Raw genomic sequence first — 15138 nt, forward strand, 5'->3', positions numbered from 1 at the left:
TCGCCGCTCCCCGACTCACCGCGGTCCGTCGGTGAACGGTCGGGCGTCGTGTTCACCGACCCCCAGACCCGGCCCTTGCGCGTGGGCGACGAAGCTGCGCGCGATCGCCCGCCAGTCCGATCCCGGCGCGGCGCAGCCGATACGGGGATTGGACGCCAAGGTGATGACAATGCCGCCAAACTGCCAAAGCACCGTCCAGTTATGGGCGCTTTCCATCATCTTGCGAATGGTCCGCTCGCGCAGGCGCCGGGCGATCCAGGGCCGCAAAAGGAAAAGATAGGCTATCGACGTGAAGATCAAAGCCCCAAGACCGGCGAAAATCGACACGAACAGCAAGCCGACGCTGATCAGCAGCAAAGACAGCAACGGCACCATATTATCGGTGACGCTGAACACCGGCGACCCCCCCCGATTAAGGTGGCGGAAGTTCGTGTAAAAAGTGATCAGGCCATTCTCGTGAGCTATCCGCATTCTTTCATGCAGCGCCCGATCGCGTTCAAGGTGCTTGGCCTTGGCCAGGGCGCGCGCCCGCAATTCGGCCGCCGAGGGCGGCTGCGGCAGATCGGGCTCGATCCGCGGCGGCTCGGAGGGGTTTTCCGGCGGCCGCTCGGGCGGAGGAGACGTCATGGCCGCTCCCCCTGCCGCCAGCGGTCCATGAAGGTGCGGCCTTCGGGGGCGGGCATGGCGCGCACCGCCGTCCAGCCATTGGCCAGCCCCAGCGAGCGCAGATGGCCGCGTTTTCCGCCAAGGCGCGACAGCGCCCCGGCGATCAACCGCGTCGTCAGCCGGTAAAGCCCTGGGCGGGCGGCGACGAAGGCCCAGGCGCCAAGGCCGAAGCGCGCCGGCTTTGGCGTCAGATGGCGCTCGAATTCCTTTTCGCGCCAGTGGCGCAGCATGCGCGGCAAGGGGATGCGCATCGGGCAAACCTCTTCGCAGCGCCCGCACAGCGTCGAGGCGTTGGGCAGATCGGCCGCCTGCTCCAGCCCGATCAACGCCGGGGTCAGCACCGAGCCCATCGGCCCGGGATAGACCCAGCCATAGGCGTGGCCGCCGATGGCGCCATAGACCGGACAGTGGTTCATGCAGGCGGCGCAGCGGATGCAGCGCAGCATCTCCTGAAAACCCGTGCCCAGCATGTCGGAACGGCCGTTGTCGAGCAGCACGACATGAAAGGCGTCGGGGCCATCGACGTCGTCCGGCCGGCGCGGGCCGGTGGAGAAGGTGGTATAGGCGCTCATGTCCTGACCCGAGGCCGAACGGGCGAGCAGGCGCAGCACCAGGGCGGCGTCATCAAGGGTCGGCACGATCTTTTCCAGGCTGGCGACCACGACATGCACGCGCGGCAGCAACTGGGTCAGATCGCCATTGCCCTCGTTGGTGACGATCACCGTCGATCCGGTCTCGGCGATCATCATATTGGCGCCGGTGATGCCGACATCGGCGGCCAGGAAATTCCCCCGCATCACCGCGCGGGCCTCGTCGAGGAAATCGCGGTGCTCTTCCAGCCGGCGATCGGCAGCGAACTGGGTATGGGCCTTGCGGAAGGCCTCGGCGACATGGGGACGGCGCAGGTGGATGGCCGGGGCGACGATGTGGCTGGGGGTCTCGCCGCGCAGCTGGATGATGTATTCGCCCAGATCGGTTTCGATCGGCGTGACGCCATTGGCCTCGAGATAGGCGTTGAGGCCGATCTCCTCGGTGATCATCGACTTGCCCTTGGTCACCGTTTTCGCGCCCGAGTCGCGGCAGATGGCCAAAATGGTCTCGCGGGCCTCGGCGGCGTCGCGGCACCAATGAACGTGGCCGCCCTGGGCGATCACCTTGGCTTCGAAGGTCTCCAGATAGAAATCGAGATTGTCCAGAACATGGTTTTTCAGGTCGCGGCCGGCATCGCGCAGGGCGTCGAATTCGGGCAATCGCCCGATCGCCTCGGCCCGGGCGCGGCGGAAACCGGCCTTCATCGTGCCCAAGGCCGAGGCCAGGGTGTCGTCGGTCAGCGCCTTGCGGGCGTTGTCCTTGAATGCGCGGCTTTTGGGATCCATGGGGCGCGTCCTTCAGACCGGATGGGGGACGCGAGGGCTTGGCGGGGTCTCGGCGCCATCCCCCAATCCGGGGCCCTCGGCCATTCCGGCCAGAACCTCGAGAGCGTGGCGCACCGCCAAAGGCGAGCCGATTTGCCGGGCGCGACCGGCGATATTGAGCAGGCAGCTGGTATCGCCGCCAAGCAGGGTGGTGGCGCCGGTCGCCTCGGCATCGCGCAGTTTTTCGTCAACCATGCGCCCGGAAATCTCGGGATACTTCACGCAGAAGGTTCCGCCAAAGCCGCAGCATTCCTCGGGAGCGGCCAGTTCGCGCAGTTCGAGCCCGCGAACCTTGGCCAGCAGACGCCGGGGCTGGGCCTTAATCCCGACCTCGCGCACCCCCGAACAGGTGTCGTGATAGGTGACAACGCCATCGAAGCGGGCGTCGATATCATCCCAATCGAGCACATCGGTCAGAAACGACATCACTTCGAAGCTGCGCTCCGCCAGGGCGCGGGCCCGCCCGGCCCAGGCCGCATCCTCGGCGAGCAGGGCCGGGTAATGGACGCGGATCATCCCCAGGCAGCTTCCCGAGGGGCCGACCAGATAATCGAAGCCTTCGAAGGTTTCGATCACCCGCTTGGCCTGGGTGATGGCCAGATCGCGCGCCCCCGAATTGAAGGCGGGCTGGCCGCAGCAGGTTTGATCGGCGGGAACCTCGACCCGGCAGCCGGCGCGGGTCAGCAGGCGGATGGCGGCGAATCCCACCGTCGGGCGGAACAGGTCTGTCATGCAAGTGATGAAGAACCCGACGCGCGGGCCCCCGAGTGGACTGTCGTCGGTCATGGTCGGTCTGACTGTCTTCCTGGACGCGCGGGGCGTCTGGCTAAGGAGGGTGAGGATCTCTTAGAGCAACGAGCGGGCGGCCAGCGGCGGGGGCTCATGGAGCCTTCCCCGCCAGGGTCCTGGCCACTCCCATTGGGCAGAATGGCCCGATGGCGGGCCTTTGACAAGAAATCCAAGCCCTAGTTTTGCGCAACCGCGTTGCGCCCGCCGCGCGGGACAAGCACCCAGTACCGCCCGGCCGACTTCATGCCGCCGGCGTGGTAAAGCGCCTCCTCGCCGCTTCCCCAGAAGAAATCGCCGCGCACCGCGCCCTTGATGGCGCTGCCCGTATCCTGGGCGACCATCAGGCGGTTGACGGTTTCGCCGTGGGCATCCGAGGTCGCCAGCCACACCGGGGCGCCCAAGGGAACGCTGGACGGATCAACGGCCAGACTGCGCCCGCCGGTCAAAGGCAGACCCTGGGCGCCGATCGGTCCTTCGCCCTCGATCGGGCGGAAAAAGATGAAGCGCGGGTTTTCGCGCATCAGGGCGCGGCCCTCGGCCGGATTGGCGCGCAACCAAGCGCGGATGGCGATCATCGACGACCCGTCGCCCAGGCCGCGATCGCGCATGATGGCGCCGATGCCGACAAAGGGATGACCGTTGTTGGCGGCATAGCCGATGCGTTGGATCCGGCCATCGGGCAGGCGGACCTGTCCCGAGCCCTGGATATGGAGCATGAACACGTCCACCGGATCGCGCGCCCACATGATCACCGGGGCGACACCGGAAATGGCGCCCTCCTCGATGGCGGCGCGATCGGGATAGGGCAGACTGCGCCCCCCCGATACCCGCATGCCCTTGCCGCCTTCCATGCGTAGATCAAGCGGCACGCCGTAGATCGGGGTGGAATAGACGGCGCTGGGCGAAAGCGAGCCATCAAGGGCGGCTTCGTAATAGCCGGTGAACAAACCGGTGGGATCGCCCGCCCCGGTCACCTGCCAAGCCTGGAAGCGCTCGGCGAAGAACCGCCGGGCCGCGTCGTCATCGAAGGCCGGAAGGCGGGCGGCGACGGCACAGGCCGCCTGCCAATCGCTTGCCCGCGATCCCCAGACCGAGGGTCCGACCATGGAATTCGGGGAAACCGCGCGCAGCCGCTCGCACGACCGCCGGAACACCGGTAGGGCATCGGCGACGCGGTCGGTCGACCAGCCGGGCAGCCCTTCGATGGCGACGCGCTGATAGGAGACCGGTCCGGCAACGCCCGCCGGCCGGCTGACCAGGCCCGGACGCGACGACGGACCGCCGCAGGCCGCCAGCAGCAGAACCCCGGCCATCGCGGCGACCCGGGTTGCCGTCGACAGCCGCCGCCCGGACGTGCCGTTCATCGCGCCCATGCCCGGGAACTCATTCCTCGGGGACTTGGGTGGCGATCAGGTCCCAATTGGGATCGTTCGACACGGTATCGCGGCGGAAGGTCCAGATATCAGTGACCTCTTCCACCTGATTGGGATTGCCGTCGACCACCGTGTCGCTTTTGTCGCGCACGGAATTGACCTGTTCGGTGACGAATTTGACGGTGACCAGGGCATCCTGGCCATCCATGCCGGCGCGCAGGATCTCGACGCTTTTGAAACCGACCAGATCGGTCTCCATGGTTTCATCGGCCTGCTCGCGCTCGTCGATCGCCCGGCTGAAATTCTGAAAGACCTCGCCGGCGAGCAGGGGCTTGAGCACCGCCTTGTCACCCTTGGCATAGGCCATCAGAATCATCTCGAAGGCCGCTTTGGCCCCGATCAGAAAGCCCTCGGGCGAAAACGACGGATCGGTCAACTGGATCTGGGTCAATCCCCCGGCCAGCGTGCCATCCCCCGGTCGCCCGGCCACGGCCTTGCGGCCCGACAGGTCGATCACGTTGTCTTGGGCGCTTTCGGGCTGGGCAAAGGGATCGGGGCGGCGTTGCTCCTCTCCGGTGCGACGACCCAGCACGCTTCGCAACCGCAAGACGAGAAAAGCCGCGATCATAGCGAAAAAGATGATATCGATATACTGAAAGCCTTCGTTCATGGCGGCCCGGTCTGGAGGTTTGGCGTGGGGCACCCTAACGCAACTATCCGCCGCGTACCACCGGCCATCCGTGTTTTTTTGGCCTTAGGCAATCGTCGAAAAGCGCTTCTCCCCGCACCAGGGTCCTAACCTACCGGTTGAACCCCGACCCGGGGAGGGTGCTATGATGACTGTTCCAAAAATAAGGCGCTCCGGGGAGGTCAGCAAGTATGGGTATCGCGCTGTTCGCATTGTTCGTCGGATTGCCGATCGCCGAGATCGCCACTTTCATCAAGGTGGGCGAGGCGATCGGGGCGGGACCGACGGTTGGTCTGGTCATTCTGTCGGCCCTGGCGGGTATCGCCCTGATCCGCTTTCAGGGTCTGATCACCCTGACCCGGGCGCGGGCCGCCCTCGACGCCGGGACGCTGCCGGTCAAGGAGATCTTCGATGGCGCCTGCCTGCTGGCTAGCGGCTTTCTGCTGGCCATTCCCGGCTTCGTCACCGATGTCGCCGCCCTGCTTTTGCTGATCGCGCCGATCCGCGACGCGTTGCGCGGCGTCCTGGCCAAGCGGCTGCAAACCTCGGTCTCGCTCCACGGCCTTGACCTGCAGGGTGGCGCCCAGGCCCCCTTCGGTCCCGGATCGGGCCTTGGTCCGCAACCGGGCGGCGGCAAGGGTCCGGTGATCGATGGCGATTTCGTCGAGGTCGAGGTCGAGGCGTCTGCGGAAAAAACCCCGCCGGTCGATCTTACCAAGACGAAAGACACCAATCCCTGGGCAAAGAAGTCCTAAAAGGGGCCCGACAGCTTCCCCCCGGCGGGCGGTTGAGCCCCCGGGTCCATCGTGATACGCCTGTGCCCGCCCGACAATCCCGGCACAGCCCGTCAAAGCCGATTAGAGAGAGACCATGAGCGACGAAACCGCTACCCCGGGTGCCGACCAGGCCCCCCTGATCATCAACGGCCAGTACATCAAGGATCTGTCCTTCGAGGTGCCCAACGCCCCGCGGATCTTCGCCGAACTCGACGGTCAGCCCGAAGTGCCGATCAATGTCGATGTCACGGCCACCCCGGTTGGCGAGCGCTTCTTCGAAGTCAGCCTCAAATTCCGCATCGAAGGCCGTATCAAGGGCAAGGTGGCCTTCATCGCCGAGCTTGATTATTGCGCCGTGGCCACCGTCAACCTGCCCGACGAGCATATCCATCCGGTGCTGCTGATCGAAGTGCCGCGCCTGATGTTCCCCTTCGCCCGCAACATCCTGGCCGACCTCACCCGCGACGGCGGCTTCCTGCCGTTGATGATCCAGCCCCTGGATTTCGCCGCCATGTATCGCAACCGCGTTCAGGCCGCCCAGTCCCAGGCCGCCGCCGAGAACGCCGCGGCAAACTGATCTTCTCCTCTCCCGGGTTGGAGCGGTGCGTGGGACATCTGGTTCCCCCACACCGCTCCACCATCTTGATCGTCAAGCAAATCGTCGCCGCGATCCGGTCCAGATCGCTTGGGATTTGCTCAAAACGCCGGGAAACTTTCTCCTGCCGCCGTTGTTACGACGGGGGATTGGGCGCGTCGCGCCGCCAGATCGGATCCTTGACCTTTTTCAGAAACTCCTCGTGGGCGGCCAGTTCTTCGGGGCTGGCGGCATGGGGCCGTGGCGCGCGGAACGGGCGGGCCACCTGCACCGCCGCCCCGTCGCGGCGCTTGTCGGCCGACAGGGCGAGCCCGGGCTCACGCCCGCCGATCAGTTCCAGATAAACCTCGGCCAGCAGCACGCAGTCGATCAGGGCGCCATGCTTGGTGCGCGACGAGGTATCGACGCCAAAACGCCGACAGAGGGCGTCCAGACTGGCCTGAGCCCCGGGAAAGCGCGCCTGGGCCATGCGCAGGGTATCGAGCGCTCGGCTCATCGGCAGCGGCGGCCGCTTCAGGCGGGCCAATTCGGCATTGAGGAATTTCATGTCGAAGGCGGCGTTATGGATGATCAGCCGATCCTCGCCGATAAAGGCCAGGAATTCGTCGACGACCTCGGCAAACAGCGGCTTATCGGCGAGAAACGCCTCGGACAGGCCATGAACGCGGAAGGCTTCGGGCGGCATGTCGCGCTCGGGATTGACGTAAAGATGCAGGTCATTGCCGCTCGGCATGTGGTTGATCAGCTCGATGCAGCCGATTTCCACCAGCCGGTCGCCGGTCGCCGGATCCAGCCCGGTGGTTTCCGTATCCAGAACGATTTCACGCATGGGGTCGATAGGTCCTCTTGCCGCGGCGCCAGCGGCGCACGCCCGATCGGGCCATTGTGAGGTTTGCGCGCAGGGCCCGCAAGGCCGGCCGTGGCCCCAGGCCGGTCGGCACCACCGCCTCGGCGTTGAGCCGTTTCACCACCTCGGGGGTTTGGCGGGCGCGGATATCGGCCAGAAGCGCCGCCGTCATCCCCGGGCGCCGCAGAACCCGCTGGCTTTGCAGGAAAGCCGGCGCGCTGACCACCATCACCCGGTCGCAGCGATGCTCGCCGCCGGTTTCAAAAAGCAGCGGCACGTCCAAGATCACCACCTTGCGCCGTCCCAAACCGCAGCACCGCAGGAAGGCTGCCTCGCGACGGCGCACCAGCGGATGAAGGATCGCTTCCAGCCGGGCCAGGGCCGGCGGCCGGCCAAAGACCCGGGCGCCAAGGGCCTTGCGGTCGATGCCCTCTGTCAGGGTGCCAACCCCGGGAAAGGCCGCCAGCACCGCCGCCACCGCCGCCCCGCGTCGGCCAAGCAGGGCGTGAACGGTGGCATCGGCGTCATGGACGGCCACGCCAAGGCGCCGCGCCATGCGGGCCAGGGTGCTTTTCCCCATGCCGATCGACCCGGTCAGCCCGATGATCACCGGCCATCGTGCCGCCCGCCGCCGCAGGCGATCGCCCAGGCTTTTCGCCGCCATCGCTGGGCAGCCCTTTGCTAAGGTTTACCCAAAACCGCGGCGCGCAGCGCGTCGTCAACCTCGGGGGCGACGCCGAACCACGCCTCGAACCCCGGCCGCCCCTGGTGGAGAAGCATGCCCAGGCCATCGACGGTGGCCAGGCCCAAAGCCCGGGCCCGCGCCAGCAGGGGAGTTTCCAGGGGGGCATAGACGATATCGGTGACCAGGGCGCTCGGCGCGAGGCCCCGTAGGTCCAGATCCAGGGGCGGCTGGCCGACCATGCCCAACGAGGTGGTATTGACCAGCAGCGCCGCGCCGCCCAGGGTCCGGGGCGCCTCGTCCCAGGTCGCCAGGGTGATCGGCACCGGCGACCAAGCGGCCAGGGCCTCGGCCAGGGCGCGGGCCCGCCCCTGATCGCGATTGACCAGGGTCAGGGCCGGACAGCCCGCCTCGAGCAGGCTGGCGCAGACCGCCCGCGCCGCGCCGCCGGCGCCCAGCACCACCGCCGGACCGTGCCCGGCCCGCCAGTCCGGCCGCCGCTGGCGCAGGTTCTCAAGAAAGCCGAAGCCATCGGTGTTGTCACCAAGCAGCCGGCCATCGCTCTGGCAGACGATGGTATTGACCGCGCCGATCCGCCGCGCCCGTTCGGTCAGGGCGTCCATGCGCGCCAGCGCGTGCTCCTTATGGGGAACGGTGACATTGACCCCGGCCAGCCCCAGGGCGGGCAGAGCGGCGAGGGCGCGCTCCAGCGCCTCGGGGGCGACGGCCAAGGGCACATAGGCGCCATCGATGCCGTGGCGGGCCAGCCAGAAGCCATGCAGACGGGGCGAGCGCGAATGACCGACCGGCCAGCCGATCACCCCGGCGACCCGGGCCTTGCCGGTGATCATGACAGCAGAACTCCATGGGGGCGCAGGAAATCAAGCAGCGGCAACAGGGGTAATCCCTGGATCGAGAACAGATCGCCCTCGATCGCGGCGAACAACTGCAAGCCGAGTCCCTCGATCTGATAGGCTCCGGCACAGGCGGTGATGCCGGCGCCGGCGCGATCGAGGTAATCTTCCAAAAAGGCGTCGGAAAAGGACCGCATGGTCATTTTCGGCCGCGCCAGATGGTGCCAGAGGCGTTGGCCGTCGCGCAGAACGACCACGGCGGTTTCCAGAACATGGGTCCGCCCGCGCAACAGCAGCAGATGCTGGCGGGCGGTCGCCAGACTGCCGGGCTTATCAAGCCACAGATCATCGATCGCGGCGATCTGGTCGCCGCCGATGACCAGGGCTTGGGGATGGGCAAGCGATAAACGGCGGGCCTTCCATTCGCCAAGATGGATCGCCGCGTCCCGCGCGCTCACCCCCTCGGCCTTCAAGGACGCCTTGATCGCCTGTTCATCGACACCGGGGGCGGCGGCGGTGAAGGGCACCCCGGCCTCGCTGAGCAGCCGTCCGCGCGACGGGCTGGACGAGGCCAGCAGAACAGGGGGAACCAGGGCGCTCACAGCCCCTCGCCCCAGGGCGCGGTGCCAAGCTTTTGCATGATGGTGGCGGCCACCTCTTCAATCGATTTGCGGGTGACGTCGATCACCGTCCAGCCCATGCGGGCATAAAGGCGCCGCGCCTCGCGCACCTCGCGGGCAACGGAATCCTCTTCGGCATAGGGGCTGTCGCCATCCTCGCGCATCAGCCGCAAGCGCGATCGCCGCATGTCCGACAGGCTTTTGGGATCGCGGGTCAGGCCGACGACCAGCGGCCCGGCCAGATCCATCAATTCGGCCGGCGGATCGATGCCGGGCACCAGCGGCACATTGGCCGCACGGATCCCCTTGTTGGCGAGAAACATACAGGTTGGCGTTTTTGACGTGCGCGAGACGCCGACCACCACCACCTCGGCCTGCTTCAGGCGATCAAGGGACTGGCCATCATCGAGGGCGAGGGCGAAATGCATCGCCTCGATCCGCGAAAAATAGCCCTCATCAAGGGTGTATTGGCGTCCGGGCTGTTGGTTTCCCTTGGTTTCAAGGACCAAGGCCAGGGCGTCCATCACCGGATCGAGCAGGGCGACGCAGGGAATATTGATCAGGCGGCAGGCCTCTTCCAGGGCCCGGCGGATTTCCGGATCGACCACGGTAAAGACCACGGTTCCCGGATCGCGCTGAATGCCCTCGATCACCCGGCCGACCTGACTGGGGCTGCGCAGCAGCCACCAGCGGTGCTGGACGACGCGAACATCCTCGAACTGGGCCAGACAGGCCCGGACAACGTTGCTGACGGTCTCTCCGGTGGCGTCGGAGACCAGATGGACGTGGTGGGATTGCATCGACATCGGCGGACCCGGCCTCCCCAGAACTCAAGACGCTCGTTTTAGCCGATCGGCGGCCTGTGGAAAACACGGGATAACGGGGAAGACTCCGCGATGCGTTTGGAGGAACGGAAAACCGTTCACGGAGAGCGCAAAACGACACGGAATTCCGCCCCCTTGTGAGTCAGCGTTTTTCCGCCCTGTGGATAACGTGAATCCCGGGAAAACCGTTCAACGAGTCCCGTTATCCCCATTTTCGGGATCCCGCTTTTTTCCCCGCATTCCGGCGAGTTTGCCGGGCTCGCTTAAAGTTTCGCCCCCAGAGTTATCCACAGGGTTCGCGGCCGTTTGAAGAGTCGTGGATGGAATCGGGGGAATCGGTAATCCCCGTTGTCCACAGGACCATCAACAACCACCACCTTTTCTTTTCTTTTCCTTTTATATTATGCAGGACCGACTGAACCGGATGGCGCCAGCCGCCGGGGAACCGACAATGCCAACAGGGGAGTGAACCCGTGAGCGTGCCGTCCAAGACCCAAAAGCCCTTTCTCCAAGCCCTGGCCGGCGAAACCCTGAGTCCGCCGCCGGTATGGTTGATGCGTCAGGCTGGACGCTACCTTCCCGAGTATCGGGCGACCCGGGAAGAGGCCGGTGGGTTCCTCGATCTGTGCTACACCCCGAAGTTGGCGGTGGAGGTCACCCTGCAGCCGCTGCGCCGTTACGCCTTCGACGCGGCGATCTTGTTTTCCGATATTCTGGTGGTGCCCAACGCCATCGGTCGGCAGGTCGCTTTCAAGCAAGGCGAGGGACCGGTTCTTGATCCGCTGACCAGCCGTGCCGATGTCGAGGCGCTTGAGCCCGGAAAACTGCGCGAGCGTCTGGGGCCGGTGTTTGAGACCGTGCGGGGTCTGGCGAGCGCCATTCCGTCGACGACGGCGCTGATCGGTTTCGCCGGCGCGCCGTGGACGGTGGCGACCTATATGCTCGAAGGCGGGTCGAGTAAGGATTTCTCGGTGGCCAAATCGTGGATCTACAGCCGTCCCGATGATTTCGCCGCCCTGATGGAGGTGCTGATCAGCGCCACCACCGATTATCTGATCGCCCAGATCGACGCCGGCGCCGAAGCCATCCAGATTTTCGACACCTGGGCCGGCGTTCTGCCGGAAACGGAATTCCATCGCTGGGTGATCGAGCCGATCGGCCGGATCACCCGCGCCCTTCACGAACAGCGCCCCGGGGTTCCGGTGATCGGTTTTCCCAAAGGCGCCGGGGTTCTTTACGAGACCTTCATCCGGGAAACCGGCGTGGACGGCGTTGGGCTCGACGCCTCGGTTCCTTTGGCCTGGGCGGCCAAGACCCTGCAGCCGCTGTGCACCGTGCAGGGCAACATGGATCCCTTGCTGCTGGTCGAGGGCGGTCCGCTGATGGAACAGGCGGTCAAGCGCCTTCTTGATACCCTTGGCCATGGACCCTTTATCTTCAATCTCGGGCATGGCATTGTGCCGCAGACCCCTCCCGAGAATGTTGCTCGCCTGATCGACTTGGTTCGCGCGCCGCGTTAGAACATTTCTGATCAAGCCCGGTAGGGCCTCGGGTCCGAGAGGTATATCGGTCGTTTTCCAGCCCCTGGGGGGCTGGAAGGCGGCCGTCTTGGACCCTTTTCGCTTTTGGCCTTGAAAGGTTTGGCATGGCCCGTATCGCCGTCGTCCTGTTCAATCTGGGCGGACCGGACAGTCCTGAAGCCGTGCGGCCGTTTCTGTTCAATCTTTTCAACGACCCCGCGATCATCGAGGGGCCGAGCCTGACCCGTTGGGTGCTCGCCCGGCTGATTTCCTGGCGGCGAGCGCCGATCGCCCGCGAGATCTACGGTCATCTCGGCGGACGCTCGCCCCTGCTCGAACAGACCGAGGGCCAGGCGAGAGCCCTGGAAAAGGCCCTGAGCGAGCGCGGACATGACGCCCGTTGCCTGATCGCCATGCGCTACTGGAAGCCTTTGACCCGCGAAGCGGTCAAGGCGGCCAAGGCGTGGAACCCCGATCAGGTGGTGTTATTGCCGCTCTATCCGCAGTTTTCGGGCACCACCTCGGGATCGTCGTTGAACCAATGGACGGTCGAGGCCGAGAAGGCCGGGCTGACGGCGCAGACCCATACGGTATGTTGTTACGCCACCGAGGTCGGCTTGATCACCGCCCTGGCCGAACGCACCCTGGGGGGTCTGGAGCAGGTGCGCGAAAGCACCGTTGGTCTGCCGGCGCCCCGGGTGCTGTTCTCCGCCCATGGGCTGCCCCGCAAGGTGGTGGATGCCGGTGACCCCTACCAATCCCACGTCGAGGCGACCGTGAACGCCGTGGTGGCCGCCATGGCCGTGGAGGGCCTGGATTACCAGGTCTGCTATCAAAGCCGGGTGGGGCCGCTGGAATGGATCGGCCCCAGCACCGAAGACGAGATCGCCAAGGCCGGACGCGAGGGGCGGCCGCTGGTGGTGGTGCCGGTGGCCTTTGTTTCGGAGCATTCGGAAACCCTGGTCGAGCTTGATATCGAATACGGCGAGCTGGCCGAGGAGCGGGGCGTGCCCAAATACGTGCGCGTACCCACGGTGCGCGAGCATCCGGCCTTCATCGGCGGTCTGGCCGGGCTGGTCGAACGGGCCATGCGCAGCGATGGCCGGCCCTGTTCCCACCTCAATCGCCGGGTTTGCGAAGGACGCTGGGGGCGGTGTCTGCACCTTTCCTCGCGCAAAGCCGAGGCCCAGTCGCGCGGCGGCGACACAAAATAGACGCGGTTCCTGGCCGGGGGTCCGCCAAAAGGCTTGACGACCTGTCGTGGTGTCGCGGACACCTTGACGAGGGTTGGCGCCGCCAGAGGGGATCAACGGCTGGTGGATGCCGACGGGGCTTAAGAGAGAAAGAGGATCGTCATGCTCTCCTATGGAGTTGAGTACACCGACCCCTATGCCTGGGTGAAGACGCTGCATGTGATCGCCGTCATCACCTGGATGGCCGGGTTGTTTTATCTGCCGCGCCTGTTCGTCTATCACGCCATGGAAACCCCGGGCTCGGCCGCTTCGGAAAAATTCAAGATCATGGAGCGCCGCTTGCTGCGCGCCATCATGAACCCGTCGATGATCATCGTTCTGGTGACCGGCCTGCTGATGATCGAAGGCTGGCTGTCTAGCGGCTGGCTTCATGTGAAGCTGCTGATGGTCGCCGGTTTGATCACCATGCATATGTTTAATGCCCGCTGGCGGCGCGACTTTGAAGCCGATCGTAACACCCGCAGCCATGTCTTCTACCGATACGCGAACGAGATTCCGACGGTCATGATGCTGATCATCATCCCGATGGTGATTCTAAAGCCGTTTTAACCCCGGGGTTTCACAGGGTTTTTCGTTACCAAAAGAAATCCGGCTCTTGCGGTGTCATTGCCGTTGACTGGCCCCGTCGCAACCGCTACATGTTTCGGAGCGTCTGACGGGGCCATTGGGCCCAATCTTCTTCGACATCGTCCTTCCTGCCTGCAACGAAGGCTTTCCCTCGCGGGTTTCCCTGCAGGCGGCACGGTGTCTTTCCCCGATAACGCCTTTGTTTGTGCTCCCCGAACGGGGTTCGTTCGACCGCTCCGCCTCGGGCCGGATCCAGTCCGCCTTTTCTGGCTATTTGACCGGGTTCTCGACCGGCTCCGCAAGCCGGGCATCATCGGCCTTCCGCTCGCTCTTCCACGATATCCTCTCTGTTCGAGACGACTCCATGCACCTTCAGGAACTGAAAAGCAAATCTCCGGCCGATCTTTTGGCTTTCGCCGAAGAACTGGAGATCGAGAACGCGAGCAACCTGCGCAAGCAGGACATGATGTTCGCGATCTTGAAGCAACTCGCCGAAAATGATACCGCAATCTTTGGCGAGGGGGTTCTGGAAATTCTTCAGGACGGCTTCGGCTTCCTGCGGGCGCCCGAGTCCAATTACCTGCCCGGGCCCGATGATATTTATGTCTCGCCCAGTCAGGTCCGTCGCTTCGGTCTGCGCACCGGCGATACGGTCGAGGGCCAGATCCGCGCCCCCAAGGATGGCGAGCGCTATTTCGCCCTGCTCAAGGTCAATAAGATCAACTTTGAGGCGCCGGAATCCGTCCGTCACCGCATCAATTTCGACAATCTGACGCCGCTCTATCCCGATGAGCGGTTGAAGCTGGAAATCGACGATCCGACCCGCAAGGAATTCACCACCCGGATCATCGATCTCATCACGCCGCTGGGCAAGGGCCAGCGCGCCCTGATCGTGGCGCCGCCGCGCACCGGTAAAACGGTGATGCTGCAGAACGTCGCCCATGCGATTTCGGCCAATAATCCGGAAGTCTATCTGATCGTGCTGCTCATCGACGAGCGGCCCGAGGAAGTGACCGACATGGCTCGCTCGGTGAACGGCGAGGTGGTCAGTTCCACCTTCGACGAACCGGCCTCGCGCCACGTTCAGGTCGCCGAGATGGTGATCGAAAAGGCCAAGCGCCTGGTCGAGCACAAACGCGACGTCGTCATCCTTCTTGATTCGATCACCCGTCTCGCCCGCGCCTATAACACCGTGGTGCCCAGTTCGGGCAAGGTGCTGACCGGTGGTGTCGACGCCAATGCCCTGCAGCGCCCCAAGCGCTTCTTCGGCGCCGCCCGTAATATCGAAGAGGGCGGATCGCTGACCATCATCGCCACGGCGCTGATCGATACCGGATCGCGCATGGACGAGGTGATCTTCGAAGAGTTCAAGGGGACCGGTAACTCGGAAATCATCCTGGACCGCAAGCTCGCCGACCGCCGCGTCTTCCCGTCGATCGATATCGCCCGCTCGGGCACCCGGAAGGAAGAACTTCTCGTCCGCAAGGATGTGCTGTCGAAGATGTGGGTGCTGCGCCGGATCCTCTCGCCGATGGGCGTTCAGGACGCCATGGAATTCCTTCTTGGCAAGATGAAGGAAACCAAGAACAACGACGATTTCTTCGACGCGATGAATTCCTGATTCAGGCGCTTATCGCTTTTAAAATTTGGGGCTCCCTGCAGACTGTCT

General features: G+C 65.0%; 16 protein-coding genes. 6 read left to right on the forward strand and 10 right to left on the reverse strand.

Features of this window, described 5'->3' with window-relative positions; genetic code table 11:
* Nucleotides 1-15 precede the first annotated feature (15 nt).
* From RRU_RS18615 to RRU_RS18635, 5 genes are all read right to left on the reverse strand, one after another.
* Complete coding sequence (locus RRU_RS18615) at nucleotides 16-627, reverse strand: hypothetical protein (RefSeq protein WP_011391351.1); 612 nt, start codon at nucleotides 625-627, stop codon at nucleotides 16-18.
* Nucleotides 624-2042, reverse strand: coding sequence for a LutB/LldF family L-lactate oxidation iron-sulfur protein (locus tag RRU_RS18620; protein WP_011391352.1), 1419 nt, complete (start codon nucleotides 2040-2042; stop codon nucleotides 624-626). Before RRU_RS18620 ends, RRU_RS18615 begins: the two co-directional genes overlap by 4 nt.
* Nucleotides 2043-2054: 12 nt before the next feature.
* Nucleotides 2055-2813, reverse strand: a complete 759-nt coding sequence (locus RRU_RS18625) for a (Fe-S)-binding protein (protein ID WP_414153048.1) — start codon at nucleotides 2811-2813, stop codon at nucleotides 2055-2057.
* A gap of 233 nt (nucleotides 2814-3046) precedes the next feature.
* Nucleotides 3047-4234, reverse strand: coding sequence for a murein transglycosylase A (locus tag RRU_RS18630; RefSeq protein ID WP_237703804.1), 1188 nt, complete (start codon nucleotides 4232-4234; stop codon nucleotides 3047-3049).
* Nucleotides 4235-4253: 19 nt separating this feature from the next.
* Nucleotides 4254-4913, reverse strand: coding sequence for a Tim44/TimA family putative adaptor protein (locus RRU_RS18635; RefSeq protein WP_011391355.1), 660 nt, complete (start codon nucleotides 4911-4913; stop codon nucleotides 4254-4256).
* 209 nt (nucleotides 4914-5122) lie between these two features.
* Here RRU_RS18635 and RRU_RS18640 point away from each other — a divergent pair, with 209 nt between their 5' ends.
* Both RRU_RS18640 and secB read left to right on the forward strand, forming a co-directional pair.
* Nucleotides 5123-5686, forward strand: coding sequence for an FxsA family protein (locus tag RRU_RS18640; RefSeq protein WP_011391356.1), 564 nt, complete (start codon nucleotides 5123-5125; stop codon nucleotides 5684-5686).
* 115 nt (nucleotides 5687-5801) lie between these two features.
* Nucleotides 5802-6284, forward strand: coding sequence for a protein-export chaperone SecB (gene secB / locus RRU_RS18645; RefSeq protein ID WP_011391357.1), 483 nt, complete (start codon nucleotides 5802-5804; stop codon nucleotides 6282-6284).
* Nucleotides 6285-6438: 154 nt separating this feature from the next.
* Here the strand turns inward: secB and dnaQ are convergent, their stop codons facing one another.
* The 5 genes from dnaQ to RRU_RS18670 are packed head-to-tail and all read right to left on the reverse strand — an operon-like array spanning nucleotide 6439 to nucleotide 10111.
* Nucleotides 6439-7131, reverse strand: coding sequence for a DNA polymerase III subunit epsilon (dnaQ, locus tag RRU_RS18650; RefSeq protein ID WP_011391358.1), 693 nt, complete (start codon nucleotides 7129-7131; stop codon nucleotides 6439-6441).
* Nucleotides 7124-7813 (reverse strand): dephospho-CoA kinase, encoded by a 690-nt coding sequence (coaE, locus tag RRU_RS18655; RefSeq protein WP_011391359.1) that lies wholly within the window; start codon nucleotides 7811-7813, stop codon nucleotides 7124-7126. The genes dnaQ and coaE overlap by 8 nt, the downstream gene beginning before the upstream one ends.
* Before the next feature lie 17 nt (nucleotides 7814-7830).
* Nucleotides 7831-8682 (reverse strand): shikimate dehydrogenase, encoded by an 852-nt coding sequence (locus RRU_RS18660; protein WP_011391360.1) that lies wholly within the window; start codon nucleotides 8680-8682, stop codon nucleotides 7831-7833.
* Nucleotides 8679-9287, reverse strand: coding sequence for a Maf family protein (locus RRU_RS18665; protein ID WP_011391361.1), 609 nt, complete (start codon nucleotides 9285-9287; stop codon nucleotides 8679-8681). The genes RRU_RS18660 and RRU_RS18665 overlap by 4 nt, the downstream gene beginning before the upstream one ends.
* Nucleotides 9284-10111 carry a pyruvate, water dikinase regulatory protein gene (locus RRU_RS18670; RefSeq protein WP_011391362.1) on the reverse strand — a complete coding sequence of 276 codons (828 nt, stop codon included), beginning with the start codon at nucleotides 10109-10111 and terminating at the stop codon, nucleotides 9284-9286. Before RRU_RS18670 ends, RRU_RS18665 begins: the two co-directional genes overlap by 4 nt.
* Nucleotides 10112-10602: 491 nt before the next feature.
* Between RRU_RS18670 and hemE the strand changes: the two genes are divergently transcribed.
* The 4 genes from hemE (at nucleotide 10603) to rho (ending at nucleotide 15090) form a co-directional block, all read left to right on the forward strand.
* Nucleotides 10603-11649, forward strand: coding sequence for a uroporphyrinogen decarboxylase (gene hemE, locus RRU_RS18675; RefSeq protein WP_011391363.1), 1047 nt, complete (start codon nucleotides 10603-10605; stop codon nucleotides 11647-11649).
* Between the two features lie 125 nt (nucleotides 11650-11774).
* A complete protein-coding gene (hemH, locus tag RRU_RS18680; protein ID WP_011391364.1) occupies nucleotides 11775-12863 on the forward strand; it encodes a ferrochelatase in 1089 nt (362 codons plus the stop codon).
* A gap of 141 nt (nucleotides 12864-13004) precedes the next feature.
* Complete coding sequence (gene hemJ, locus RRU_RS18685; RefSeq protein WP_011391365.1) at nucleotides 13005-13451, forward strand: protoporphyrinogen oxidase HemJ; 447 nt, start codon at nucleotides 13005-13007, stop codon at nucleotides 13449-13451.
* A gap of 382 nt (nucleotides 13452-13833) precedes the next feature.
* Nucleotides 13834-15090 carry a transcription termination factor Rho gene (gene rho, locus RRU_RS18690; protein WP_011391366.1) on the forward strand — a complete coding sequence of 419 codons (1257 nt, stop codon included), beginning with the start codon at nucleotides 13834-13836 and terminating at the stop codon, nucleotides 15088-15090.
* The last annotated feature ends 48 nt before the right edge of the window (nucleotides 15091-15138 follow it).

Source organism: Rhodospirillum rubrum ATCC 11170 (assembly GCF_000013085.1).
GTDB lineage: Bacteria > Pseudomonadota > Alphaproteobacteria > Rhodospirillales > Rhodospirillaceae > Rhodospirillum > Rhodospirillum rubrum.